The organism is Saccharopolyspora sp. NPDC000995 (assembly GCF_053599315.1).
The window spans coordinates 1-25,585 of sequence record NZ_JBSFLZ010000107.1 but is presented as its reverse complement, the minus strand read 5'-3'; the positions used below and the strand labels follow the sequence as shown (position 1 = coordinate 25,585).

Sequence of the window (25,585 nt, the reverse complement as noted above, 5' to 3'; positions counted from 1 at the left end):
GCCCCCGCAAAATCGGACCCATCGTCAAAGCCGCACTCGTACTCACCCAATTCGAACACGGCCGACTCGCATAACCCCCTACTGAGATCACCTCAGTAGCAGTGCTTTACATGGGCGGCAATTCCGCCGGTCCGATTTCTAGGTATTCGTCTCCAGAGATGGGGATCGGCGTGCCCGGGTGCGCCGGTATTCTCGCTTCTTTACGGTGAAAGCGGCGATGGCGAAAGTGTCGCTGTCGGGAATTCCGATGGCGACTTCACCCTCGCGCGGTTCGCCCGCGATCCAAAGATGGCGTCGGTTGACGAGTTCGGTAGCGATGTCGGGTGGACAGCTCGCGACGCGGAAACGGGCGCGGATTCCATCGGAGAACCGGGCCCAGCCCAACATCGGCCGTCCGGGCCGGATGTCCCGCGCCACGACGGCGGCGATTTCTGTCCACGGGCCGGCCGCGAGCAGCCGCACCGGGGACGCGACGCGCGACCGCCAGTTCACGGCGGCCACCACGGCGAGCAGCAGCGGCACCAGCAGCACCCATGGCAGCGCGCCACCCAAGGTGACGAACACCGTGATCTCCAACGCAACGCCTAGAACCATGACGGCCGAGAGGACGAACGTGCGAAGGCGAAGGTGCCGGCCCAAGGCCGCCCGCGAGATCGGCGCCCGGCCGTACAAGCCGGACTGAGCGGTAGCGAGCGCGGCGTGTGCGAAGTCATCGCCCTCGGGCAACCCGGCGAGCACCGTGCCCGGAAGGGTAGAGGTAACCCAGAGCCGCCCGGTGTGCTCGATCACCGCGACCAGGGGGATGGGGCAGTCGCGCAGCGTGAAATACCCCGGCGAGCCGTCCGGGAAGATCACGGTCCCCGTGACGGACGGGACGAGAAGGTCGCCATCGGCGAGCTCTCGTTGGTCGATGCGGGCCGGCAATGGTGTCCGCGGACCGGCGAGGAGGCGGAGAGTGCGGAGGGTGCGCGCCCATCGAACCAGCACGAACACCAGCAGGCTCAGACCACAGCCCAGCACGAACACGGCATAGAGGATGTCGACACCATGCGGGGGATGTTCGACTATGCCGGCCACGATCGCCGCCGCCGGCAACCAGGCGAACAGCAGCACACATGTCAGCCTGTTGCGGCGGGCCCGTATCCCGGAGCGCGACCACCACGGTCGCGGTGGCCACGAACCGGTCAGCCAGGGCGGCAGCCGCCGGACGAACACCAGGACCAGCGTGCAGGCGAAGCCCAGAGGCAAACCGATCGCGGTCGTCGACGTCCAGCCACCAGCGAGGTGGATCGCGGCGAGTACAGCGAAGACCCCAAGGAACCACCAGCGCGGACGCCAGGCGACGTCCTCGGCCGCCACCTCGGCGGGCTCGGGAACAGGCAACTTTTCGGCAGCTGATTCAGCTCCGTCGGAAACCACCACACCACCCCTTGCCCAAACAGACCTGCCGATAGCGTATCGAGCGCGATTCTGAGCACTCTCGCGCCGAAGGACACCACAGCAGGGAATCCCGCGCCCCACTGCGCTGGCTGGCCGGCGACTTCGGGTTGCGTGATCTCGTCGCCGACAGCGGAAACACAGCAGGCCATCGCCGCACATGAACAGGCCACTGCTCAGACACCGGAGGCAAAGCTAGATGGCAACGCTGCGCGACGCAGCGACGTCAGAGTCACGACCACACAGCCGGCGCCCGCCAGAGCCACGAGCACAGCGACGACAACCTCCACGCGCCCACACCCCTACGGCCGAAAACGTCCTCGGCACACACACTGCAGCTGTCGCTCAGACCTTCTTGTGCTGGCGGTAGAACGAAATGATGCTGGTGCGCTCCGTTCCTCCTTCCAGGATTACTTGCACGTCCAAGGTGCCCTTGCCCTCCCGCGGCCCCGCACCCACCCTCCACCCTCAACAGCCCGTGCCCCAGGGCATTCCGTCTCGACGAGCCGTCGCAGAAGATTCAGATGTCCGTCGGCGGCAGAATGGGCAACAGCTTGTCGAGGGTGATGGGGAAATCACGCACGCGTGCCCCGGTGGCGTTGAACACCGCGTTCGCCACCGCTGCACCGGCTCCGCAGATGCCCAGCTCCCCGAGGCCCTTTGCGCCGAGGACGTTGGCCTTGTCGTCGAACCCGTCGAGCACGACGGCGTCGATCTCGGGGACGTCGGCGTGGACGGGCACCAGGTAGTGCGCGAGATCCCGGGTGACGAAGGCGCCGGACCGCGTGTCGACGACGCCCTGTTCCTCCAAAGCTGCTCCCACTCCCCAGATCATGCCGCCGATCAGCTGTGAGCGCGCTGTCTTGGCGTTGAGGACACGACCCACGGAGAACACACCCAGCATCCGCCGGAGACGGATTTCGGCGGTGTCGACGTCGACGCGGACTTCAGCGAAGTGCGCCCCGCACGTGTGGATCGAGTATCTGGCGTAGTTCGGGTCCTCCATCATCCAAACGGTCGAGCCTTCCGCTTCCACACCGTCGGGCTGGATGCGCGCGACGAGCTCGCTCAGTGCCTCGGACCGGTGACCGATGTGCACGTCGCCACCGGAGAACTGCGCGCCTGCCGGATCCAGGCCGTGCAGCGGGGAACTCGCGTCGCTGGTAGCCGCGATCAGCAGCTTCTCGCGAAGGGCCTCGACCGCGCGGTGCACGGCGGTGCTCGAATTGGCGGCACCCCACGAGCCGCCAGAACCCACGCTCGCCGGGAACTCGGAACGCCCGAGCTCCACGCGCACGCGCTCGAGTGGCAGCCCGAGCTCGTCGGCCGCGACCTGGCTGAGGATCGTGTAGGTACCGGTGCCGATGTCGGTCATGTCCGACTGAACGACCGCGGTCCCGTCCACGTCCAGTCGGACGCGCGCCGTAGCCGGTCCCTGGAAATGCCCGCGAATGGCGGCGGACACGCCGTAGCCGACCAGCCATCGCCCCTCCCGCAGGCTTGCCCGCTTTCCCGGGCGGCGCTCCCAGCCGAACCTGCGGGCCCCGTCGCGCAGGCAGTCGACCAGGTGCCGGTCGCTGAACGGCACGCCACGCTCCGGGTCGCGTTCGGGCTCGTTGCGGATCCGCAGCTCGACCGGATCCATTCCGACCGCGTCGGCCAGCTCGTCCATCGCCGACTCGACCGCCAGCATGCCTGGCGCCTCGCCCGGTGCCCGGACATCTTCTCCCCGCGGCAGATCCAGCGGCACCAGCCGGGTGCGTGTCAACCGGTGGGGCGCGGCGTAGAGGCTACGAGTCGTGGTGGCGGTCGGCTCGGCGTACTCGATTTGCCGGTTCGTGTGCATCGTGACTTCGTGGCCGAGCGCGACCAGCCGCCCGTCCTGATCAGCGCCGAGGCGGACCCGCTGGCTCGATGTGGGGCGCAAGCCGGTGAGGTGGAAGGTCTGCTGCCGGGTCTGCGCGACCTTGACCGGCTGGCGCAACGCGCGGGCGGCGAAGGCCGCGAGCATCGCTTCGGCATGAACGCGCAGCTTGGAGCCGAAACCGCCGCCGACGTACGGGGTGACGATGTGGATCCGTTCTCTGTCGGCCTGGAGCGTGGCGGCGATCGAAGCACGAGCCGCATCGACGATCTGAGTGGCGACGTAGACGGTCAGATCGTCGCCATCCGGTACCGCGAGGCACGCGGGCGGTTCCATGGCCTGCGAGAGCTCGTACGGTGTCGTGTAACGCTGATCGACTTTGATCGCGGCGGCGTCGAACCCGGCCTCGAAGTCGCCTATCGCGGTATCGGGGCACAGACCCGCGATGAGCTGTTCCGGCGCGTATTCCTGATCCTGGTGAGCGGTGAAGTCGTAATGTCCCGGCTCCGCTGCGTATTCAACGTCGACGAGGTGGGCCGCCGCGCGTGCCTGCTCGAAGGTCGTGGCGACGACGAGTGCCACGGGCTCGCCGTAGTGGTGGATGTCGGGACTGCTCAGCGTCGGGAGAGCGCGCCAGTACTCGAAGGGAATGGATTCATCGCGGGCACCTTGCGACGGGGCATCGAGATGGGTCATCACCATGTGCACTCCGGGCGCGCGCTCAGCCCGGGAGGTGTCGATCCGCGTGACGCGGCCCTTGCCGATCGTCGCGCCGACGATGTACCCGTAGAGCGGTTGGCCGGCGTCCCACCGCTCGTACGCGTAGGGGGCTCGGCCCCCTACCTTCAACGGACCGTCGACGCGGTTGGGGGATCGCCCGATCATCACGGCCTCCTCAACTCGCCTCAGTCGCTTGCAAAAGCGTGCTGCAGAGCGTGCGTTTGGCAAGCTCGATCTTGAAGTCGTTGTCGCCCTGCCCCGTGGCTCCCCGCATGGCCGCCTCGGCGGCGACGCGATACGTGGCCATGGTGGCGGGTTTGCCCAGCAGCGCGGCCTCCGCCTCGACGGAGCGCCAGGGCTTGTGCGCTACGGCGCCGAACACGACCCGAGCTGCACTGATCGTTCCCCCTTCAGTCGAGACGATGACCGCCACGGAGACCAGTGCGAACTCATAGGAGGCGCGGTCGCGCACCTTGCGGTAGAGCTGCCGGCCCTGCGGGGGCGGGGGCAGGACCACTGCGGTGATCATCTCGCCCGGCCGCAGGACGGTCTCGATGTGCGGCGTATCGCCCGGTAGGAGGTGGAAGTCGGCGATGGTGACGCGGCGTGCAGACCCCTCGGCGCCGAGCAGCTCGATCTGCGCCTCCAGCGCCGCCATCGCGACGGCCATATCGGAAGGGTGAGTAGCGATGCAGGCGTCGCTGGCGCCGAGGATCGCGTGTATGCGGTTGTACCCGCCGATCGCCGAGCAGCCGGAACCGGGATCCCGCTTGTTGCACCCTGCCGCCGTGTCGTAGAAGTACGGGCATCGAGTGCGCTGCAGGATGTTGCCACCGACGGACGCCTTGTTGCGCAACTGCCCCGAAGCACCAGCGACCAGTGCATGGCACAGGACCGGGTACCGGTCGCGCACTCGGGCGTCGGCGGCGACGTCGGAATTCGACGCCTGGGCACCGATGCGCAATCCGCCGTCAGGCAACTCCTCGATGTCCTTCAAGGGCAGACGGCTGATGTCCACCAGATGACTCGGGTGTTCGACGTCGAGCTTCATCAGATCGAGCAGGTTCGTGCCGCCGCTGATGAACTTCGCGCCGGGCCGGGACACTGCGGCGACCGCGGCCCGCGCGTCCGTCGCCCGCTCGTAGGTGAAAGGCCTCATTCCAGGCCTCCCTCGGCGACATCGCGGATAGCGGCCACGATGTTCGGATACGCGGCGCACCGGCAGATGTTGCCGCTCATCCGCTCGCGGATCTCCTCGTCAGTCAACGCGATCTGCGGGGACGCCACGTCATCGGTGACGTGGCTGGGCCAACCCGCCCTCACCTCGGTGAGCATGCCGACAGCCGAACAGATCTGGCCCGGCGTGCAATAGCCACATTGGAAGCCGTCGCGCTCGACGAAGGCGGCTTGCACGGGGTGCAGGGCTTCGGGCGAGCCCAGACCTTCGATCGTCACGATCTCGTCGCCCTCGTGCATCACCGCGAGTGTCAGGCAGGAGTTGATGCGCAGACCGTTGACCAGCACCGTACAGGCCCCGCACTGCCCGTGGTCACAACCCTTCTTCGTCCCGGCCAAGCGCAGATGTTCGCGCAGCGCATCGAGCAGCGACGTACGCGGATCCACCTCAACGCGCTGCGCACGACCGTTGACGTCCAACGTGATCGCCGAGAGCGGGAATGCCTCGTGCCCTCGCTCCACAGCGGTCGATGTAACGCCGACCGAGCCGGACGACGACCGGTGGACGTCGGTACCTGACTCACCCATCACAGCCCTCCCTCTCGCGCCTGAACGTCTTCGAAGACATGCTCACTCGGCTACCCGTCGTCAGAATCGCCTGAACTTGTCCGCAGCGGCCGGACGACGGGCCAGCGGTGGGCTCTTCGCCTACCAGCACACAGGCTGGAGGCGGTGTCAGCGGCGAGACAGGGACTTGAGTCCGTTGGGGCCGGGGTTCGTGATCGTCAGCCCTGCCACAGGTTTACGGGTCCGCAACTACCTCGCCCCCGCATTGCGGCCAACTCACCATGACGCCCCGGGAAGTCGGTGGGAGGCGGTCTGGTCATTTCAGGAAGGCGAGTAGCCGGTTCAGCACGTCGCTGGGTTGTTCCTCAGCGATCCAGTGGCCGGAATCGGCGATGACCGCGCTGGTGACGTCGGAGGCGACGCGGCGGGCATGTTCTCCGACCAGTTCACCGAGCAGGTACTGCCCGCCAAGAGCCAGCACTGGCATCGGCAAAGGACCGTGCTGGCGGTAGCGTTCGACGTCGGCGATGTCGGCAGGGAAGGCTCGGAAGTATTCGAAACTGGCGCGCAACCGCGCCGGGTCACGCAGTGCCTGGGCGTAGACCTCGATGTCTTGAGAGGAGATCGATTCGGGGTGGTGGGCGATCAGGTCCACGAAGTTTCGGATCCAGTGGGTTTCCTTCCCACTGATCACCGACTCGGGCAGCCCGTTGGTTACCGAGAAGAAACCGAAGTTCCACAACCCCGGCCCCTGTGCGGTGAGTGCGGGCGAGCCGTACATGAAATCCGCCATCGGCAACGGCGCTTCACCGAGCACCAGACGGAAAACGCTCCGCGGATGCTGGGCGGCGTAGGCGTAGGCCACCATGGTGCCGATGTCGTGGCCGACCAGCCGGACGTCCTCGGCTAAACCGAGATGCTCCAGCATGCCGTGTGCGTCGGCCGCCAGAGTCGTCTTGTCATAGCCCTGCGCGGGGGCCTGGGACTGGCCCGCCCCGCGCAGATCGATCGCGACGACCGTGAAGTGTTCGGCAAGCCCAGGTGCGATAGCTCGCCACTCGTACCAGTTCTGCGGGTAGCCGTGCAGCAACATCACCACCGGCCCCGAACCCCCACGCACGTAGTGCAACCGAAGCCCGCGGATCGTGGCGAATTCCGATGTGAAACCGATCGGCGCACCGGCCTGGGTCATCACGAACACCCCCGCAGCTGAGCCGCGATGCTGCCCGTGGCCGCGAGCGGTCGCAGAACCAGACTCCCACCCCGCCCCGACCGACACCCGGGTCTTTCGTTCCTTGCTGGCCACCGAAGCCAGCGCAACCGCTGCTCGTGCACGGGTTCAACACCGGAGACCCGAGAATCCCTCTCTAGTAGTTGTCAACTGCCCGATGTTCGAACGGGCCGCGATGGGTGACCCAATGCCCTGGAGATCCGGGCCAGCCTTGTGGAGCGTGGGGGTGGTGTCGAGACCTCCGGACGTGCGCGGGAAGCGACGAGTTGGAGCTGGCAGCGCTGCCTCCGCGCCGTCCCACAAACGTTGAAGGAAGACACCGGATGGGCACCACCACCTCCGACGGCGTGGAGATCTACTACAAGGACTGGGGATCGGGGTGCAGCCGATCGTCTTCAGCTATGGATGGCCGCTCTCGGCTGATGACTGGGACGGTCAGATGTTCTTCTTCCTCCAACACGGCTTTCGGGTCATCGCCCACGACCGGCGTGGCCACGGCCGATCCAGCCAGCCGGGCGAAGGCCACGACATGGACCACTACGCCGACGACTTGGCGGCGCTGACCGCGCAGCTGAATCTCACGGGCGCCATTCACGTCGGGCACTCCACCGGCGGCGGCGAAGTGGTCCGCTACCTGGCCCGGCACGGCGAAAGCCGGGTGGCCAAGGCCGCGATCATCAGCGCGATACCGCCGCTGATGGTCCAGACCGAGAACAATCCGTGTGGCCTCCCCAAGGAAGTCTTCGACAGATTCCAGGCGCAACTCGCGGCCAATCGCGCCCGCTTCTACCGCGAACTGGCCGAGGGACCCTTCTACGGCTTCAACCGGCCAGGCGCCGAATCCTCCGAGGCCATCATCCAGAACTGGTGGCGCCAAGGGATGATGGGCGACGCGAAGGCGCACTACGACGGCATCGTCGCCTTCTCGCAGACCGACTTCACCGAAGACCTGAAGAAGATCACCGTGCAGGTCCTGGTGATGCACGGCGACGACGACCAGATCGTGCCCTACGCCGACTCCGCACCCCGGTCCGCGAAGCTGCTGAAGAACGCGACGCTGCAGACCTACCCGGGCTTCCCGCACGGCATGCCGACCACGCAAGCGGAGACGATCAACGCCGACCTCCTGGCATTCCTCAGCGCATGACCGCAAGAGCGCACCTCGTTCATCAGGGAGGCCTTTTCACGTCGGACGTCGAGGCGACGACCGCCGGGCAGAAGCCACAATCGAACGCGTGGCAGTCGGCGATCACAGTGTTGCAGGAGGCGGAGCCCCACTTCATCCCGTCGGGCGCGCACGCGATGACCGTCGTCGTCGAGTTCCCACCGGGCGGCCGCGGCACCCCTCCGCATCGGCATTCCGGACCGGCCTTCGGCTACGCGCTGGACGGCGAGATGGTGTTCGAGCTCGAGGGTGAGCCCGCGCGTGTCGTCCGGGCCGGTGAGACGTTCTGGGAGCCGGGTGGCGACGTCATCCACTACCAGGACGGCAACAACCGCGACGACATCCCGGTGCGCTACACCGTCACCATCGTTCCCGCCGCGCGCGCCGCTGCCGCCCTTGCCCAACGCGCCCACCAACCAGCCGTCCGGCACGGCGTCGTGGAGGGCGTCGATCGCGTGCATGACCAGCGGTTTGCTCGCGGCCACCGCGCCCATCTGGGCTAGGCCACCGAGGAAACGGCCGAACGCCACCAGCGGCCGTACCGGCTTGCCGGGGCGGCCGAGCTCATCGAGCTTCCGGCCAGTGGAGCGGAGCATGTTGGCGTCAACGACGCTTGTGCCGACGCCCCGGGCCAAACCAGCAGCGGCATCGGCGGCGGAACCACCGATCACCATGTTCCGCACCGCGCCGTCCCGGTGCCGCTTCCGGTGAACCTTTCGTCGGAGGCGGGAGCGCTTCGGGGTATGCATCGCCGTCCTCTGCCGTTGCCGTCGGGGGGAGAGAGCTCATGCAAGCCGATCGACCAGGCCGGGCGGGCGCCGCTGATGCAATGTTGATGAGCGGCTGTCGAGTCCGAACGGGGTGCTGACGGCCCGGCGCGCACGCGCCGTGCCGGTCGAGCTGGGACGGCTGCTCCCGTCACGCCGCGCGGCACCGTCCGGTTACCGGGAGCGCGGCCCGCGCGCGGTACATGCTCGCCTGGCAGGGGCTGCAGATCGGCAGCGATCCGCTCTCGGTGAGCTCGCGATACCCGCGTGGTCCGGCATTCACCGGAACACTCGGACATGTCGACATCACGCTCACCGACGGTCGAGCCGACGTCGTCCACGAAGTGATCAACTGGCAGTGAGGTTCGTCGTCCTCGGCACGCTGCAGCTTCGGCCATGAATGGAAGCGGTGGGATGTCGAAATGCGTGGCGTGAACCGGCATGGTCGAGCGCTGCCAAGCCGGGCCATCGGTCGTGTCGTTTGTGAAGTCGTGCAGATATCTGCGCCGGTAGGCTGTCAAACCAGCCTGGGTTTGGTGGGCACCCGCCTACCCCGCGACACGCACTTCTTTCGCCAGTACATGGCCAGCTGCGCCGAAAGCTCGAGATCAGGCCCGAGCACACCCGCCACCTCCCCACCGCAGTCGGCATGGCTACCGTTTCCAACGCGGACCAGCGGTGATGTGTGCCACTGGCCCGTATGGACCGCGTCGATGCTTGCTGGTGCGGTGTAAACAAACCGTCAACGCCGGTTCGTTTTCGCTTGCTCACGCCCGCACAGTGCAGCGCTGACCACGATGTTGTCCCGTTCACCTGATGATCTCGCGTCCGCGAAGGATGCCGCGGACCGACACCGCTTGACCGCGCCGACCGGCGTTGCCGCGCTCAGCGATCGTCAACGCTACCCCATCCTTCCGCGCTCCCCGGGCGAAACGCGCCCACCGTGCCGAAGCGGCTCTCGGCGCGGTGCTCGGCATCCTGCTCATCGGGCTAGCCGCGCTGGTCGAACGTTTCGACGCCCGACCCGCAGACGGGCGTACCCTGCTGTCGCTGGTCACCGAGGGTGCACTGGGCAGTGGGATCGGGTACGTCCTGGTGCAACTGCTCACCGTCGTGTTGCTGGCGCTGGCCGCCAACACCTCCTACGGCGGGCTGCCGGTGCTGCTGGCCAGGTGGTCCGCCGACAGCCAGCTCCCGCATCTCTTCGGCCTGCGCGCCGACCGGCAGGTCTACCGCCGGGGCATCCTGGCGTCCCAGGCAGCGTGGTAGTCGTGCCGGTCAGCCGGGATATCCCGGCTGACTCGGAGTCCTGACCACCGCCCTGTCCATGGGGCACCAGGTCATCGCCGTCCACATGACCTTCCCTGACGAGCTCGATGCAGGGCGGGAAATCCAGCGCAAATAACACGCCTGGCGCCCCGAAGTCCCGTTGGTGCTGCTGGAATCACGGCGCCGGGTGCTCGGCCCGAGCATCGTCGACTACGTGGGCTCCCGCGACGAGGAGCGCGTCATCGTGCTCATCGGCGACCTGCAACCACACCGCCTGTGGCAACGGACCCACACCAACCACCGCGGCGCTGTCATCGCCAGATCCGTCAGCCGACGCACCAACGCGGTGATCTGCCGCCTCGACCTCAAGCTCACCCCGTGAACTTGAGGTCGAGACTCCCGCGCTTGCCATCAAGCAGCCTGCTGAGGTGGCCCCGCACCTGGCCCACGCAACGAGGCGACCAGACCGGCCGATAGCGGGCGGGGAGTTGCACCAGTCAGCCGCTCGTGTGGACACGGGGACGGCCGCGATCCGCCGGACCATCAGGGCTGTCAACCAAGGCGTCGACCAGCTTCTCGCGGCGACCTTGCGCAGCTCGTGGCAGACCGCTGTCTCAAGAATTAGTCTCGGTCAGATTCACACCGGCCGCCGCGTTTCAGCGGGTGTGAGCCTCAGCCCGACATGGGGCGGTATGGTCCGGCTCGATGCACGGGCACTGCACAGCAGCCCGCGCGGAGGAGGATCGCCGTGGCCCATCACCAGCACAGCACGTCGGATGACGGATCCGCGTCGCGGTCGTCGGCGGCTCGTGCTCCGAGGACGCACGACACGGTGAGACTTGCGGTGGTGGTCGCCGCTCTCGGCGTGGTGTTCGGCGATATCGGGACCAGCCCGATCTACACCCTGCAGACGGTGTTCAACCCGAGTGACCCGCATCCGGTCCCGGTCAGCACGGAGAACGTGTTCGGTGTCGTGTCGCTGGTGTTCTGGTCGGTGATGATCATCGTCACGGTCACCTACGTACTGCTGGCCATGCGCGCCGATAACGACGGCGAGGGCGGCATCATGGCGCTGATCACGCTGCTGCGGCGGTGGGGCGGCGGACAGGTGGGCCGGCGGGCGGCGGTCCTGCTGGCGGCACTGGGTATCTTCGGCGCGTCGCTGTTCTTCGGCGACAGCATGATCACCCCGGCGATCTCGGTGCTGTCCGCGGTCGAAGGGCTCAAGGTCGTCCAGCCATCGCTGGAAGAGCTGGTCGTGCCGATCACCGCGCTGATCATCGTAGTGCTGTTCATGGTGCAGCGCCGAGGAACCGCAGTGGTCGGCCAGATGTTCGGCCCCGTGATGATCGTCTGGTTCCTGGCCATCGGCGCGTGCGGCGTGGCGGGCATCGTCAGCCGCCCGGAGATCCTCAAGGCGTTGTCGCCGACCTACGCGCTGACGTTCCTGGTCGGCCATTTCGGCACCGCCTTCTTCGCCTTGGCCGCGGTCGTGCTCGCGGTCACCGGCGCTGAGGCGTTGTACGCCGACATGGGGCACTTCGGTCGCCGGTCGATCACGCGCGCCTGGCTTATCCTCGTCTTCCCGGCGTGCATTCTCAGCTACCTCGGCCAGGGAGCGCTGATCCTCGACGATCCAGCCAACATCAGCAGCCCCTTCTTCCTGCTCGTGCCCGAATGGGGACGACTACTGATGGTGTTGCTGGCCACGGCGGCGACCGTGATCGCTTCCCAGGCGGTGATCACCGGTGCGTACTCGGTCGCGTCCCAGGCCGCCCAGCTCGGCTACCTGCCCAGGCTCAGGATCGCCTACACCTCGGAGTCCACAATCGGCCAGATCTACGTCCCGTGGATCAACTGGCTGCTGATGGTGTCGGTGCTCACCCTGGTCTTGGCCTTCCGCAGCTCGACGGCGCTGGCCTTCGCGTTCGGCATGGCGGTGACCGGGACCATCACCATCAGCACGCTGCTGTTCTTCTACGTCGCCCGCTGGAAGTGGCGCGCGCCGCTGTGGCTGGTCGGCCTCGGCGCGACAGCGCTGATGCTGGTGGACCTGTTGTTCGTCGCGGCCAACCTGACCAAGCTCGTCCACGGCGCATGGCTGCCGCTGCTCATCGGCCTCACCGCGTTCACCGTCATGACGACCTGGCAACGGGGCCGCGAGATCGTCACCGCAGAGCGCGAACGCCACGAAGGTTCGCTGCGTGAATTCATCGACCAACTACGCACCGGGAAGCGGCGCGTCCCCGGCACGGCTGTCTTCCTCAACCGCGGCAAGCAGACCGTGCCGTTGGCCATGCGGGCCAACGTCGAACACAACCGGGTTCTGCACGAGCATGTGATGATCATGTCGATCGAGACCAAGCCGGTGCCCCGCGTTCCGGCCGACGAGCGAATCGTCGCCGACGACCTCGGCTACGCCGACGACGGGATCATCCACGTCACAGCCCGGTTCGGCTACATGGAGACGCCCGACGTGCCCGGCGCACTGGCGATGCTCGACCCGGCCACGACCGAGGGGCAACTGCACCTCGACCAGGCGTCCTACTTCCTGTCGAAGATCGAGCTTCGGCGTGGGAAGGCACCAACGATGGCGCCCTGGCGCAAACGGCTGTTCATCGCCACCTCCTACATCACCGCCGACGCCGCCGAGCACTTCGGCCTACCCCGCGACCGCACGGTCATCATGGGCTCCCATATCGAGGTATAGGTTCGCGGTTCAGCAGCCGCTCTCGGAAGGGAGTTGTCGGCATCAAAGCGTCTGGGCGAGCGCGGAGATCTCCACCGCCGACGTCTTCAGGTCACGTCCGCTCGGTTCCAGATAGCGCGCGAGGAACTCGCGAGGGCCGACATGCTCGACGAGCTGCCAGCCGTACTCGGCGAGGAAGTCCGGCACTCTCCCGGCTCGAACCCGAAGTGCCACAACCTGCGCTGGAGCACGAACCTGCGATACGCCCCTTCAGCTCCGTAGAAGGACAGGCCGTCGAGGAAATCCTTGCGCACGTACGTGAATGCCAGCTGCTGTCTGAACGTGTGGCCAGGAAATCGAACGTTGCGCGCACCCCTGCCTCGGTGAGGTGCTGGGTGACCGCCTCCCAGACGAAGAATGTCTTCCCATCGCCCCGGAAACCGTGGTCCGCGAGCACGTTGGCGAGATCCGCGGTCTCGAAATCGGTCGGTTCCAATGTTACTTGGTCGGGCGCGCGCCCGTAGAGCCTCTCCAAGGCCGCTCGCTTGCGCTTGATGTTTTCCGGAAGGTCCACTTCGTACACCGGAATTCCGTGGCCGAACGGTAATCGGTGGGCGCGGGTGTCCCAACCCGCACCGAGAACCATGACGGCATCGAGCCCGGACTCGACAGCGGCGTTCAAATGGTCGTCAATGAAGCGCTTGCGGCAGAGCATGCTCGCCCCCAGACCCGGAAATTTCCGGTTCACGGCGACCATCCATCGTCGCACGGGCCGCAACCACGTCAGCGCCACGAGCACCTTCGTGCCGGTCGGAAGCAACCGGTAAACGGTCTTGTCGCGGACCAGCGGAACGTCCTCGTACTGGTCCGCAGCGACAATCGCCATCGGCCCCGTCGCCGTCTGCGCAGCTGGATTCGCCATTACGGCCAGTTTTTCCGAACGCCACACGTCTCAGCTCATCGAGCTTGAACGCGAGCAAGACCATGCAGCCCGCCCACCAGGAACTGCGAGCGGCGGGAGGCACAGCCATGTCGACGAGGCCGTTGCATGGAACCGGTGCGCATTCATCGCCGCCATCGAGATGCGTCCGCGAGTTGCGTGGTCTCAACACCGGCGGCTGGCCGCAGGCTCTGATTCGCCTCAGGTGGTTCAACCACCACTGCGCGCCGGGCAAGGCCATCGCCAACAGAAGGAATGTTCCGATCAGAAGCAGTGCGTTGGTCATTTCACCCATCGACCACTTTCACTCGTCCCGTCCCGGCCTGGCCGCGTGACGCGACCGGCTGTCACCGCTGACGCGTTGAGCATGGTTCGTCGAAAGGCTGTCAGGTCGCGGACGGACGAACCCTTGACGGCTGCGTACGACTCCTTGACGTGTCCTTGCCACCAGTTCGGCACGCCGCTGTCCGGCAGAACCAACTCGACCAAGCACGCGGCGCCATGGAGCCGCGTCGTACGTCGAGATGCGCCTCTCCGGGGATCAACCTTTTTGGAGTTACTTGAGGCGACTCGTCGGAGTTGGGATTCTGGCGATCGAGGCGTGACCACATGCGTGCACTCGGGGCGCGAGCGGAGGTGCGCGATGAGCATCTGCGCCGTATCCCATGGGGTCTTGGAACACCGTCCGCTCGATGAGCTCGATGCGTTGCTGCACCGGCAGGACGTCCTGGTCTGGGTCGACCTCGCGGCCACGGATGCGGACACCGAACACGTTCTCAGCGACGTGTTCGGCTTCCATCCGCTGGCAGTGCGTGACTGCCTGGAACGCACCTACGTCCCTAAAGTGCACGTCTACGGCGACCACGTCTTCGTCACGCTGCACGCCCGTTGAGCGGCCGATCCGGGCACGTGCACTACATCGAACTGGCCCAGTTCGTCGGCCCGGGTTACCTGGTGACCGTGCACGGACCGCTGAATCCGGCGGTCGCCCCGGAGGCCGCCATGGTCGAGGTCAACACGGTCCACAATCGACTCGAGGTGGGGCGCCTGCATCCGCCCTGCGCATGCGCGACTTCATCGCAGCCCTGACCACCGAGGCCTGGCGGTTCGAACAGGTGGTCACCGGCGGGAAGGCCGTCGATCCCGTACATCTTCTCGAGGACATGTTCCGCACCCGCCACGGTTTGCTTACAGTCCACACGATGGCGGCCCTGAGCTGCGAGCTCTACCGGCAGGTTGGCCAAGGTCGCCGGAGGCGCCGACGCACAACCCCTCGTCGAGGACCTCGTGGACCGGTTCGCCCGGCTCAGCGCCATGGCCAACGTCCAGAAGCAATACCTGCAGGGGATAATCGACTCCTACCAGGCGCGCACCCACACCAAGATGACGATCGCCGCGGAACGGCTCGCCCTTATCGCCGCCGTGCCCCTCCCGATCACCGTGCTGTCCTCGGTGCTCGGGAAGAACTTGATCGTCAACGACAGCACACGCCCTATCCCGCTGTCGGTGGCGCTCGGCATCATGACGGTCATGTCGGCGCTGCTGCTGGCGTGGGCGAGGCGCAAAGGATGGTGGTGACCCCAGCGTGCGGAGTCACCCTCCCGTCAAGGTTCGCCCGCTAGCTGTAGCAATTGCGTCAAGAGCGCGGTTGCTGGCCGCTCGGCGAGGTTCACTGAGCGGGTCACCGCCGATGGAGGACGGTGCTCATCAGGTCCGGGGGCATCGCGATGGTTGTGTTCCGGCGCGGGGGCTTGGGCCGCCGGTCGGTTGCCGGGCCCGCGACTTCGTCCGCGATCGGCTTCTTCGTGGTCGTGGCGGGCATTGTGCTCGCGGCTACGGTGGCTTGGTGGTCAGACGAGCAGTTGGCCCGTTTTATCGCGTTGGGCGTCGTGGTCGGCGGTTACGGCGCTGCCATCCGCAACGCCGCTGGCGCCCTGGTCACCGCAGTGCTGGGGTGGATGTTGTTCAACGGTTTTGTTGTGCACTCCCTCGGCGATCTCGCCTGGGAGGGTTCCAGCGATGCCGTTCGATTGGCCGCACTGGCCGGTGCGGCGGTGCTCGGCGTGCTCGTCGGCCGGGCCTGGGCTGGCGCCCATGAGCGACCTGAGGTCGTGGAGGCCATCCCGGCTCCCAGGACCGCAGCCGGAGCCGGGCCGTCAGCCCACGACCGACGTCCCATCGCCGGGAGCCGAAGTGCATCGCGCGAGGGGCTGGATCGGGAGCGCTTCCTCGCTCGGGATTGAGAGTTTCGCCGTTCCTCGGGGGGCGTCATGGCGGATGTGGCTTTCGTGGTGTTGAGCATCGTGGTCTTCGTCGTGCTGGGGCTCGTGGTGCGGGTGGTCGAGCGGCTGTGACGGTGGAAAACGTCATCGGCCTGGTGTTGGCCGTGGTGCTGCTGGTGTTCCTGTTGACGGCACTACTGTTCCCGGAGCGGTTCTGAGATGACGACTACGGCCGCCGGGGTCCTGTTCGTGGTGGCCTTGGCACTCGCATTGGCGGCGGCCCACCGGTCGCTGGGCGACTACATGTACCGCGTGTACACCAGCGGTCGGCACCTGCGCGCCGAGCGCTGGTTCTACCGCCTGGTCGGCATCGCACCCGATTCCGGGCAGACGTGGGGCTCGTACGCCCGGAGCGTGCTGGCGCTCTCGCTGGTCTCGGCACTTTTCCTCTACGGCCTTCAGCGTGTGCAGAACTACCTGGTGCTCAGCCTGGGGCACGACGCAGTCCCACCGGAGGTCGCTTGGAACACCGCGATCAGCTTCGTCACGAACACGAACTGGCAGGCGTACTCGGGCGAATCGACGATGGGGCACCTGATGCAGATGGCCGGCCTCGCCGTGCAGAACTTCGTGTCGGCCGCGGTGGGCATGGCGGTGGCGATCGCCGTGGTGCGCGGGCTCACGCGCAGCCGGACCGACGAGCTGGGCAATTTCTGGGTGGACCTGGTCCGGGGCAGCGTGCGGATCCTGCTGCCCATCGCGTTCCTTGCCGCGCTGGTCCTGGTCGCGGGCGGAGCGGTCCAGAACCTGCACGGCGGTCAGACCGTCGCCACCCCGGCCGGCGGTGCCCAGACCATCGTCGGCGGCCCGGTGGCCAGCCAGGAGGCGATCAAGGACCTGGGCACCAATGGCGGCGGGTTCTTCAACGCCAACTCCGCGCATCCGTTCGAGAACCCGACCGCGTGGACGAACTGGGTGGAGATCTTCCTGTTGCTGGTCATCGGGTTCTCGTTGCCACGCACGTTCGGCCGGATGGTCGGCGACCGGCGGCAGGGGTACACCATCGTCGCCGTCATGGGCGCGCTCGCGGTGCTGAGCGCGGCCGCGGTTCAGCTCGCGGAACTGTCCCACCGGGGCACCGTCCCGACTGCGGTGGGCGCGGCGTTGGAGGGCAAGGAAGTCCGCTTCGGCGTACCGGATTCGGGTGTGTTCGCCGCCGCGACGACGTTGACCTCCACAGGCTCGGTGGACTCCTTCCACGACTCCTTCACAAGCCTCGGCGGCGGCGTGCTGATGGTGAACATGATGCTGGGCGAAGTCGCGCCCGGCGGCGTCGGTTCGGGGCTTTACGGGATCCTCGTGTTGGCCGTGCTGACGGTGTTCCTGGCCGGTCTGATGGTTGGTCGAACACCCGAGTACCTGGGCAAGAAGATCGGCAACCGTGAGATCAAACTCGCCGCGATGTCCTTCTTGGCCACGCCTGCGCTGGTCCTGGTGGGCACTGCGGTCACGATGGCGATACCGGCGGGCCAGCAGGCCATGCTCAACACCGGAGCGCACGGGCTCTCCGAAGTGCTGTACGCGTTTACCTCGGCGGCCAACAACAACGGCTCGGCGTTCGCCGGTTTGTCGGTCAACACGCCGTGGTTCAACACCGCACTGGGTTTGGCGATGGCCTTCGGCCGGTTTCTGCCCATCGTCTTCGTGCTCGCGCTAGCCGGCTCGATGGCTCGGCAGCAGCCGGTGCCGGTCTCGGCGGGCACGCTGCCCACGCACCGCCCGCAGTTCGCCGGGATGCTCGCCGGGGTGACGATCATCCTCGTCGCGCTGACCTTCCTGCCGATGCTGGCGCTGGCCCCGTTCGCGGAAGGAATCGGGTGATGACCTCCGCCGCCGCTCCCGGCAGAGTGCACCGAGCGGTCGCCGGGCCGCACCTGATCCAGGCGGGCCTGCTCGACCCGCACCTGCTCGTGCGGTCGCTGCCGGAGGCGTTGCGCAAGCTGAATCCGGCCACCTTGTGGCGCAATCCGATCATGCTGATCGTCGAGATCGGTGCCGCGTGGACGACGGTGCTCGCGGTGGTCGCCCCGTCCTGGTTCGCGTGGCTGATCGTCGTCTGGCTGTGGTTGACCGTGGTTTTCGCGAACCTGGCCGAGGCGGTCGCCGAAGGCCGCGGCAAGGCGCAGGCGGCGACGCTGCGCCGGGCCAAGCGCGAGACCGAGGCCCGCAGGTTGATCGGCTGGCAGCCGGCGGACGCGAAGCAGCGGTGGGAGGTCGTGCCCGCCTCGGACCTGCAACGGGGCGACCGCGTGATCGTCGAGGCGGGCGGGATCATCCCCGGCGACGGGGACGTGCTCGACGGCATCGCGAGCGTGGATGAGTCGGTGATCACGGGCGAGTCCGCGCCGGTGATCCGCGAATCCGGCGGTGACCGCAGCGCGGTAACCGGCGGCACCAGGGTGCTCTCGGACCGGATCATCGTGCAGATCACGCAACTGCCCGGCGAGAGCTTCGTGGACCGGATGATCGCCTTGGTGGAAGGGGCCAACCGGCAGAAGACCCCCAACGAGATCGCGCTGAACATCCTGCTCGCCGCCCTGACGTTGATCTTCCTTCTGGCGGTCGCGACGCTGCAACCGCTGGCGATCTACAGCAAGGCCGTACAGCCGGGCCTGGCCGACAGCCTCACGCTGACCAGCAGCGGGGTGAGCGCAGTGGTGCTCGTCGCCCTGCTCGTCTGCTTGATCCCGACGACGATCGGGGCGCTGCTGTCGGCCATCGGCATCGCCGGGATGGATCGGCTGGTGCAGCGCAACGTCCTGGCGATGAGCGGTCGCGCGGTCGAGGCAGCCGGGGACGTCAACACCCTGCTGCTGGACAAGACGGGCACTGTCACCCTCGGCAACCGCGAGGCGACCGAGTTCCTGCCCGGCGACGGCACCACCCCGGCCGAGATCGCCAATGCCGCGCAGCTGTCCAGCCTCGCCGATGAAACCCCCGAGGGTCGCTCGATCGTCGTGCTCGCCAAGCGCGCCTACCAGCTGCGAGCCCGCGAGGAAGGTGTTGCGGTGCGGGCGAATTTCATCCCGTTCACCGCGCAGACCCGAATGAGCGGCGTGGACCTCGACGACAACGGCGGCACCCGGCGGATCCGCAAGGGCGCCGCCTCGGCTGTGCTGGCGTGGGTTCGCGAGCAGGGCGGCGAGTCGACCGAACACATCGACACCATCGTGCGGCGCATCAGCGCCGAGGGCGGCACCGCGCTGGTCGTCGCCGAGCGCGTCGACCAGCAGCACGCCCGCCTGCTTGGGGTGGTCCACCTCAAGGACGTGGTCAAGACGGGCATGCGGGAGCGGTTCGACGCGATGCGGCACATGGGCATCCGCACCGTGATGATCACCGGCGACAATCCACTGACCGCCAAGGCCATCGCCGACGAGGCCGGCGTCGACGACTACCTCGCCGAGGCCAAGCCGGAAGACAAGATGGCCCTGATCAAGGCCGAGCAGGAAGACGGCCGGCTGGTGGCCATGACCGGCGACGGCACCAACGACGCCCCGGCCCTGGCGCAGGCCGACGTCGGTGTCGCCATGAACACCGGCACCTCGCCGGCCAAGGAAGCCGCCAACATGGTCGACCTCGACTCCAACCCGACCAAACTGATCGAGATCGTCGAGATCGGCAAGCAGCTGCTGATCACCCGCGGCGCGCTGACCACCTTCAGCATCGCCAACGACATCGCCAAGTACTTCGCGATCATCCCCGCCATGTTCGCCGCGGTGTACCCCGGGCTCGATGCGCTGAACGTCATGCGCCTGGCCAGCCCGGCGTCGGCGATCCTGTCCGCGGTCGTCTTCAACGCGCTGGTCATCGTGGCGCTTATCCCGCTGGCGCTGCGGGGCGTGCGGTATCGGCCCGCCAGCGCCGCCCAGCTGCTCAGCCGCAACCTCTCCCTCTACGGCCTAGGGGGGATCGTGACGCCGTTCCTCGGCATCAAGCTCATCGACCTGGCCGTCCAGTTCCTCCCCGGGATGTCGTGATGCACCTTCCGATCTGGCTCCGCCGCCACCTCGCCGCACTGCGGGTGCTGCTGGTGTGCACGGTGGTGTTCGGCCTGGCCTATCCGCTGGCAGTCCTGGCGATCGCGCAGCTGCCGGGCCTGCACGACGAGGCCGAGGGGTCGATGGTCCGCTCCAGCACCGATGTCGTCGGCAGCCGGATCATCGGCCAGTCCTTCACCGACGGCCAAGGCCGGGCACTGCCGCAGTACTTCCAGAGCCGCCCGAGCGCCGCCGGCGAAGGCTACGACCCCACCGCCAGTGGCGCGAGCAACCTCGGCCCCGAGAACATCGCCGACACCCTCGCGGCGCCAGGACACCAGGCCAAGCAGAGCCTCCTCACCCTGGTGTGCTCGCGGAGCAAGGAAATCGGCGAGCGGGAGGGAGTCGACGGCTCGCGTCCGTACTGCACGCCAAGCGGGGTCGGCGCCGTGCTCGCCGTGTACTCGGCGGGGCCTGCCGTGACGCGCGTGGTCAGCGTCAACGAGGCCTGCCCGATCGCGCCGTTCCTGGCCACCTACCGGGGAGTTCGCGTCGAATGCGCGCAGCCCGGCGAGGACTACTCTGCCGGGCGCCTCACCCCGATCCGCGGCGGCGGCCCGGCCACCCCGGCTGTCCCCGCCGATGCCGTGACTGCCAGCGGCAGCGGCCTCGACCCCGACATCTCCCCGGCCTACACGCTGCTGCAGGCACCCCGGGTTGCCGCGGCCCGTGGCGTGAGCCTGCAGCAGGTGCGCACACTGGTTGCACAGCGCACGACCGGCCGTGCCCTGGGTTTCCTCGGGGAACCCGCGGTCAACGTGGTGGACCTCAACCTCGCGCTCGACCACGAAACCGCGCCTCGGAGGTGAGGCCGATGCCACGAGGACGGCTGCGCGTCTACCTCGGCGCCGCGCCCGGTGTCGGCAAGACCTACGCCATGCTCTGCGAGGGCCACCGCCGCCAGGAGCGGGGCACCGACGTGGCCGTGGGATTCGTCGAAACCTACGGCCGCCCCCGCACCACCGAACTGCTCGACGGCATGGAGGTCCTACCCCGCCAAGCCCTCGGCTACCGCGGCACGACGTTCACCGAGCTCGACGTGGATGTGGTTCTCGCCCGCCGCCCGCAGGTCGCGCTGATCGACGAGCTCGCCCACACCAACGTGCCCGGGTCCCGCAACACCAAGCGCTGGCAGGACATCGAGGAGGTCCTCGACGCGGGCATCGACGTCATCTCCACGGTGAACATCCAGCACCTGGAATCGCTCAACGACGTCGTCGAGCACATCACCGGAATCCCGCAGCGCGAAACCGTGCCCGACGAGGTGGTGCGCCGCGCCGAACAGGTCGAGCTCGTCGACATGACCGCCGAAGCCCTGCGCCGCCGCATGGCCCACGGCAACGTCTACCCGCCCGAGAAGATCGACGCGGCCCTGAGCAACTACTTCCGCGTCGGAAACCTCACCGCACTGCGCGAACTAGCACTGCTGTGGCTGGCGGACAAAGTCGACGAACAACTCGACCGCTACCGGGCGGCGCACGACATCACCGGCACCTGGGAAGCCCGCGAACGCGTCGTCGTAGCACTCACCGGCGGCCCCGAGGGCGACACGTTGATCCGCCGCGCCGCCCGCATCGCGGAACGAGCCCGGGGCGCGGACCTCCTAGCCGTGCACATCGTGCGCGGCGACGGGCTCTCCGACGCCAACCCCACGCACCTGGCCCGGCAACGCGCCCTGCTCGAAGACCTCGGCGGCACCTACCACCAGGTCGTCGGCGAGGACGTCCCCAACGCGCTGCTCGACTTCGCCCGCGGCGTCAACGCCACCCAACTCGTGCTCGGCGCCTCCCGCCGCGGCCGACTCGCGCAGATGTTCTCCCGGGGCGTGGGCGTCACCACCACCGCGCGCTCCGGCCCCATCGACGTCCACATGGTCACCCACGAGCACGTCGGCCACCGGCAGTGGCTACCCACCCTCGCCCCGGGCGTCGGCTGGCCCCGACGCATCGGTGGATTCGCCTTGGCCGCACTCGGCATCCCGCTGCTGACAACGCTGTTGACCGCCGTTGCGGAGAACCTGTCCCTGCCCAGCGAGATCCTGCTGTTCCTCGTGTTCGTCGTCGGCATCGCGCTCCTCGGCGGGTTCTGGCCGGCCATCGCCGCCGCACTGGCCGGTTTCCTGGTACTCAATTACTACTTCACCCCGCCGCTGTACGTGTGGACGATCGCCGACCCGGACAACCTCCTCGCGCTCATCGTCTTCGTCATCGTGGCCATCGCGGTCAGCGCCGTCGTGGACCTCGCGGCTCGCCGCGCCCGGGAAGCCGCCCGCGCCCGAGCCGAAGCCGCCGTCCTGTCCAACCTCGCCGGCAGCGTGCTGCGCGGCGAACACCCACTGACGGCCCTGCTCACCCGGCTCCGCGAAACCTTCGGGCAAGACTCAGTCACCCTGCTGGAGCGGCAGCCCGAAAGCGGCCGCACCCCCGAAGAACAACACGACCCCCGAGCCTGGCACGTCGTGGACGCCATCGGCTCACCGCCGTGTTCCAGCCCGGACGCCGGCGACACCCACATCGCAGTAGGCGACGACCTCGCGCTCGCACTGCGCGGACCGACCCTGCCCGCCGCGGACCGCCGCGTCCTCGAAGCCTTCGCCACCCAGGCCGCCGTCGCGCTCCACCAGCACCGGCTCACCCAACAAGCCGAGCAAACGCGACAGCTCGCCGACGCCAACCGGATGCGCACCGCCCTGCTCGCAGCCGTCAGCCACGACCTACGCACCCCGCTGGCCTCCGCGACCGCAGCGGTCGAAAGCCTCCGCAGCGACGACGTCGCCTGGAGCACCGAAGACGAAGCCGAGCTCCTCGACGCCGCCTACCAATCGCTGACCCGCTTGGACCGGCTCGTCGCCAACCTCCTCGACATGAGCCGGCTGCAAGCCGACACGCTCGGCATCGCCACCCAACAGCTCGCCGTCGCCGACACCGTGCCCCAAGTCCTCGACGGACTGGAAACCTCCGGCCACGTGCAGGTCCAGGTTCCCGAGGCCCTGCCCGACGTCTTCGCCGACCCCGGCCTGCTGGAACGAGTCCTGGCCAACCTCCTCTCCAACGCCCTGCACTACAACCCTCCCGGCCAGGCCGTGCTCGTGACCGCCAGCGCGCTCGCCGACCACGTCGAAGTCCGCATCATCGACCGCGGCACCGGCATCCAGCCCGACGACTACGACAAGGTCTTCCTGCCGTTCCAACGCCTCGGCGACCACGACAACCACACCGGCGTCGGCCTCGGGTTCGCACTCGCCCGCGGGCTCACCGAAGCCATGAACGGCACCCTCACACCCGAAGAAACCCCCGGCGGGGGACTCACCATGGTCCTGACCCTCCCCACCGCCAACACACCCGCGATCCCCGAACAAACCACCGGCGAACCCGAAACCGTCGAGCATGCGACGAGGCGCCACGGGAGCCCGCCATGACCCGCCTTCTCGTCGTCGACGACGACCACCAGATCCTCCGGGCGCTGCGCATCAACCTCCGCGCCCGCCACTACGCCGTCGCCATCGCCGCGGACGGCCACGCGGCACTGCGCCGCGCCGCCGACTGGCACCCCGACCTCGTCGTGCTCGACCTCGGCCTGCCCGACATCGACGGCGTCGACGTCATCCACGGCCTCCGCGGCTGGACAACCATCCCGATCATCGTGCTTTCCGGCCGCTCCAACAGCCGCGACAAAGTCGGCGCCCTCGACGCCGGCGCCGACGCCTACATCACCAAACCCTTCGGCGTCGACGAACTCCTCGCCCGCATCCGCGCCGTGTCCCGCCGCCACACCACCGACACCGCCACCGCCACCGTGCCCATCGGCGACTACATCGTCGACCTCGCCAACAAAGCGGTGCGCAACAAGACCGGCGCCGAAGGACCGCACCTCACCCCGACCGAGTGGCAACTGCCGCAAATCCTGTTGCACGCCCCGGGAAAACTGATCATCCAGCAACAAATCCTCACCCAGGTGTGGGGCCCCACCTGCACCCGCAACACCCACTACCTGCGCCAGTACATGGCCAACTGCACCGAAAACTCGAAACCAACCCCGACCGCCCCCGCCACCTGCGGAACCGAAGCCGGCATGGGCTACCGCTACCAACCCTGACCCACCGGCACCCCTGCGGCCTGAGCCAACGGTGTAGCCGTGCGCGACCGCCGATCCTCGCCGTCGCCCAGCACACAGGCCGTACTGGCGCAGACCTCGTCCGCGGCATCGCCGCGGGTTACGTGTGGTAGGTCGATCTGGTGCGCGGAATCTGTGTGCACAAGCACAAGATCGACCGCATCGCGCACCTCGGCCCGTCGGTGGCCGGTGGGATCGGCGTGTTGCTCGGGCTGGACGTCGGTACGGTGTATCAGGCCATCGGGCAGGCCCTGCACACGACGACGACCCGTCAGTCCCGCAAGGGCGAGATCTCGTCGTGGAAGGCCTACGCCCCCGCGTTCGCCGGGAAGGCCGCGATCGAAGCCGTGGACCGCGTCATGCGTGGTGAAGGTGCTACGAGCCCAATCTACGAAGGTGAAGACGGCTTCATCGCCTGGCTGCTGAGGTCCGGGAGCCGAGTACACCGTGCCGCTTCCCGCGCCGGGTGAAGCCAAGCTCTCCATTTTGGACACCTACACCAAGGAGCATTCCGCCGAGTACCAGAGCCAGGCGCTGATCGACCTGGCGCGGCGGCTCGGCCCGCAAATCGGCGAGACCGGCAAGGTCGAGCGCATCGTCATCCACACCAGCCACCACACCCACTACGTCATCGGCTCGGGCGCCGGTGACCCGCAGAAGTACGAGGCGAGTCGCGAAACCCTGGACCACTCGATTCTCGGCGCGAACGCTCCCGCTGAAGACGATAACTTGCCCGAGGTCAAACCATGCCAAGGCGTTGCGCCTATTCGCGGTTCTCCCGTCGGTCGTGGCGATCACGCAGCGCCGGCGACACGGGCTGCCTCCGCTGCAGCCCCGCGATGACCTCGGCTACGGGGAGAACTTCCTGTACATGACGCTCAGCGTGGTTCCGGGGCCGGTGATAGTGGCCCGCCCACATCACCGAGCAGCTCGCGTCCAACAGCCTGATCCGCCCGTCGAGTACCTACAGCGGCAAGACGCAGCGCGCGATCGCCCGGTCCTGATGTCCTAAGAGTTCCTAACAAAGGATTTTGATGTGTCGGTAGCAGATATGCGCAGGCGCCGCATGCCGTGGTACCAGGCGATCGTGCGCTCGACGACCCACCTGACCGTGCCGAGTCCGGAGCCGTGGTCGGTTCCGCGTTGGGCGATCTGCGGGTCGATCCCCATGTCACGCAACTCATCGCGGTGTTTGGCGGAGTCGTAGGCGCGGTCGGCGTACAGCGCGTTGGGCCGGCGACGGGGGCGCCCCCGTCTGCCGCGCACCGGCGGGATCGCCTTGACCAGTTTGAGGAGTTGGGTGACGTCATTGACGTTGCCGCCGG

The 25,585-nt window shown here is 67.7% G+C and carries 24 protein-coding genes and 2 pseudogenes; 19 read left to right on the top strand and 7 right to left on the bottom strand.

The window, feature by feature from the left end; all coding sequences use genetic code 11:
• Positions 1 to 138: 138 nt before the first annotated feature.
• The 5 genes from ACWDKQ_RS27385 to ACWDKQ_RS27365 all read right to left on the bottom strand — a co-directional run bounded on the left by ACWDKQ_RS27385 (position 139) and on the right by ACWDKQ_RS27365 (position 6,956).
• Entirely contained in the window at positions 139 to 1,383 is a 1,245-nt protein-coding gene (locus ACWDKQ_RS27385; RefSeq protein WP_450141642.1) for a hypothetical protein, read from the bottom strand.
• Between the two features lie 574 nt (positions 1,384 to 1,957).
• Entirely contained in the window at positions 1,958 to 4,186 is a 2,229-nt protein-coding gene (locus ACWDKQ_RS27380; protein ID WP_450141641.1) for a molybdopterin cofactor-binding domain-containing protein, read from the bottom strand.
• A 10-nt stretch (positions 4,187 to 4,196) separates the two neighbouring features.
• On the bottom strand, positions 4,197 to 5,180 hold the full coding sequence (locus ACWDKQ_RS27375) for an FAD binding domain-containing protein (protein WP_450141640.1): 984 nt from the start codon (positions 5,178 to 5,180) through the stop codon (positions 4,197 to 4,199).
• Positions 5,177 to 5,785: a 2Fe-2S iron-sulfur cluster-binding protein gene (locus tag ACWDKQ_RS27370; RefSeq protein ID WP_450141639.1), complete on the bottom strand. Its 609-nt coding sequence runs from the start codon at positions 5,783 to 5,785 to the stop codon at positions 5,177 to 5,179. Before ACWDKQ_RS27370 ends, ACWDKQ_RS27375 begins: the two co-directional genes overlap by 4 nt.
• A gap of 295 nt (positions 5,786 to 6,080) precedes the next feature.
• Positions 6,081 to 6,956, bottom strand: a complete 876-nt coding sequence (locus tag ACWDKQ_RS27365; protein ID WP_450141638.1) for an alpha/beta fold hydrolase — start codon at positions 6,954 to 6,956, stop codon at positions 6,081 to 6,083.
• Positions 6,957 to 7,318: 362 nt separating this feature from the next.
• On the opposite strand from ACWDKQ_RS27365, the pseudogene ACWDKQ_RS27360 reads away from it, so the two are divergent.
• The 6 genes and pseudogenes from ACWDKQ_RS27360 (at position 7,319) to ACWDKQ_RS27335 (ending at position 12,906) form a co-directional block, all read left to right on the top strand.
• Positions 7,319 to 8,142: pseudogene (locus tag ACWDKQ_RS27360) on the top strand (alpha/beta fold hydrolase).
• Positions 8,139 to 8,663 carry a cupin domain-containing protein gene (locus ACWDKQ_RS27355; RefSeq protein ID WP_450141637.1) on the top strand — a complete coding sequence of 175 codons (525 nt, stop codon included), beginning with the start codon at positions 8,139 to 8,141 and terminating at the stop codon, positions 8,661 to 8,663. The pseudogene ACWDKQ_RS27360 and the gene ACWDKQ_RS27355 overlap by 4 nt, the downstream one beginning before the upstream one ends.
• Before the next feature lie 467 nt (positions 8,664 to 9,130).
• Positions 9,131 to 9,289, top strand: a complete 159-nt coding sequence (locus ACWDKQ_RS27350) for a hypothetical protein (protein WP_450141636.1) — start codon at positions 9,131 to 9,133, stop codon at positions 9,287 to 9,289.
• 514 nt (positions 9,290 to 9,803) lie between these two features.
• Positions 9,804 to 10,196: a hypothetical protein gene (locus ACWDKQ_RS27345; RefSeq protein WP_450141635.1), complete on the top strand. Its 393-nt coding sequence runs from the start codon at positions 9,804 to 9,806 to the stop codon at positions 10,194 to 10,196.
• A gap of 163 nt (positions 10,197 to 10,359) precedes the next feature.
• The gene (locus ACWDKQ_RS27340; protein ID WP_450141634.1) at positions 10,360 to 10,578 is read left to right on the top strand and encodes a hypothetical protein; all 219 of its coding nucleotides are present in this window, start codon (positions 10,360 to 10,362) and stop codon (positions 10,576 to 10,578) included.
• Between the two features lie 450 nt (positions 10,579 to 11,028).
• Positions 11,029 to 12,906 carry a potassium transporter Kup gene (locus ACWDKQ_RS27335; RefSeq protein ID WP_450141633.1) on the top strand — a complete coding sequence of 626 codons (1,878 nt, stop codon included), beginning with the start codon at positions 11,029 to 11,031 and terminating at the stop codon, positions 12,904 to 12,906.
• 91 nt (positions 12,907 to 12,997) lie between these two features.
• On the opposite strand, the gene ACWDKQ_RS27330 is transcribed toward ACWDKQ_RS27335, so the two are convergent.
• On the bottom strand, positions 12,998 to 13,834 hold the full coding sequence (locus ACWDKQ_RS27330; protein WP_450141632.1) for an SAM-dependent methyltransferase: 837 nt from the start codon (positions 13,832 to 13,834) through the stop codon (positions 12,998 to 13,000).
• A 634-nt stretch (positions 13,835 to 14,468) separates the two neighbouring features.
• Between ACWDKQ_RS27330 and ACWDKQ_RS27325 the strand changes: the two genes are divergently transcribed.
• The 13 genes from ACWDKQ_RS27325 (at position 14,469) to ACWDKQ_RS27265 (ending at position 25,272) form a co-directional block, all read left to right on the top strand.
• Complete coding sequence (locus tag ACWDKQ_RS27325) at positions 14,469 to 14,717, top strand: CorA family divalent cation transporter (protein ID WP_450141631.1); 249 nt, start codon at positions 14,469 to 14,471, stop codon at positions 14,715 to 14,717.
• Positions 14,714 to 14,914 (top strand): hypothetical protein, encoded by a 201-nt coding sequence (locus ACWDKQ_RS27320; protein WP_450141630.1) that lies wholly within the window; start codon positions 14,714 to 14,716, stop codon positions 14,912 to 14,914. Before ACWDKQ_RS27325 ends, ACWDKQ_RS27320 begins: the two co-directional genes overlap by 4 nt.
• A 147-nt stretch (positions 14,915 to 15,061) precedes the next feature.
• Positions 15,062 to 15,403, top strand: a complete 342-nt coding sequence (locus ACWDKQ_RS27315; protein ID WP_450141629.1) for a CorA family divalent cation transporter — start codon at positions 15,062 to 15,064, stop codon at positions 15,401 to 15,403.
• Between the two features lie 122 nt (positions 15,404 to 15,525).
• Positions 15,526 to 16,068 (top strand): hypothetical protein, encoded by a 543-nt coding sequence (locus ACWDKQ_RS27310; protein WP_450141628.1) that lies wholly within the window; start codon positions 15,526 to 15,528, stop codon positions 16,066 to 16,068.
• Positions 16,069 to 16,175: 107 nt separating this feature from the next.
• Positions 16,176 to 16,265, top strand: a complete 90-nt coding sequence (gene kdpF, locus ACWDKQ_RS27305; RefSeq protein ID WP_450141627.1) for a K(+)-transporting ATPase subunit F — start codon at positions 16,176 to 16,178, stop codon at positions 16,263 to 16,265.
• A 1-nt stretch (position 16,266) separates the two neighbouring features.
• Positions 16,267 to 17,928, top strand: coding sequence for a potassium-transporting ATPase subunit KdpA (kdpA, locus tag ACWDKQ_RS27300; protein ID WP_450141626.1), 1,662 nt, complete (start codon positions 16,267 to 16,269; stop codon positions 17,926 to 17,928).
• A complete protein-coding gene (gene kdpB, locus ACWDKQ_RS27295; protein WP_450141625.1) occupies positions 17,928 to 20,087 on the top strand; it encodes a potassium-transporting ATPase subunit KdpB in 2,160 nt (719 codons plus the stop codon). The genes kdpA and kdpB overlap by 1 nt, the downstream gene beginning before the upstream one ends.
• On the top strand, positions 20,087 to 20,956 hold the full coding sequence (locus ACWDKQ_RS27290; RefSeq protein ID WP_450141624.1) for a potassium-transporting ATPase subunit C: 870 nt from the start codon (positions 20,087 to 20,089) through the stop codon (positions 20,954 to 20,956). The genes kdpB and ACWDKQ_RS27290 overlap by 1 nt, the downstream gene beginning before the upstream one ends.
• A gap of 5 nt (positions 20,957 to 20,961) precedes the next feature.
• Positions 20,962 to 23,565, top strand: a complete 2,604-nt coding sequence (locus tag ACWDKQ_RS27285) for a DUF4118 domain-containing protein (protein WP_450141623.1) — start codon at positions 20,962 to 20,964, stop codon at positions 23,563 to 23,565.
• Positions 23,562 to 24,242, top strand: coding sequence for a response regulator (locus ACWDKQ_RS27280; protein ID WP_450141622.1), 681 nt, complete (start codon positions 23,562 to 23,564; stop codon positions 24,240 to 24,242). Before ACWDKQ_RS27285 ends, ACWDKQ_RS27280 begins: the two co-directional genes overlap by 4 nt.
• A gap of 140 nt (positions 24,243 to 24,382) precedes the next feature.
• Positions 24,383 to 24,730: an MmgE/PrpD family protein gene (locus ACWDKQ_RS27275; protein WP_450141621.1), complete on the top strand. Its 348-nt coding sequence runs from the start codon at positions 24,383 to 24,385 to the stop codon at positions 24,728 to 24,730.
• A complete protein-coding gene (locus ACWDKQ_RS27270; protein WP_450141620.1) occupies positions 24,708 to 25,103 on the top strand; it encodes a hypothetical protein in 396 nt (131 codons plus the stop codon). The genes ACWDKQ_RS27275 and ACWDKQ_RS27270 overlap by 23 nt, the downstream gene beginning before the upstream one ends.
• Positions 25,048 to 25,272 carry a hypothetical protein gene (locus tag ACWDKQ_RS27265; protein WP_450141619.1) on the top strand — a complete coding sequence of 75 codons (225 nt, stop codon included), beginning with the start codon at positions 25,048 to 25,050 and terminating at the stop codon, positions 25,270 to 25,272. The genes ACWDKQ_RS27270 and ACWDKQ_RS27265 overlap by 56 nt, the downstream gene beginning before the upstream one ends.
• A gap of 38 nt (positions 25,273 to 25,310) precedes the next feature.
• Here ACWDKQ_RS27265 and ACWDKQ_RS27260 read toward each other — a convergent pair.
• Positions 25,311 to 25,585: pseudogene (locus ACWDKQ_RS27260) on the bottom strand (transposase); the annotation flags it as partial.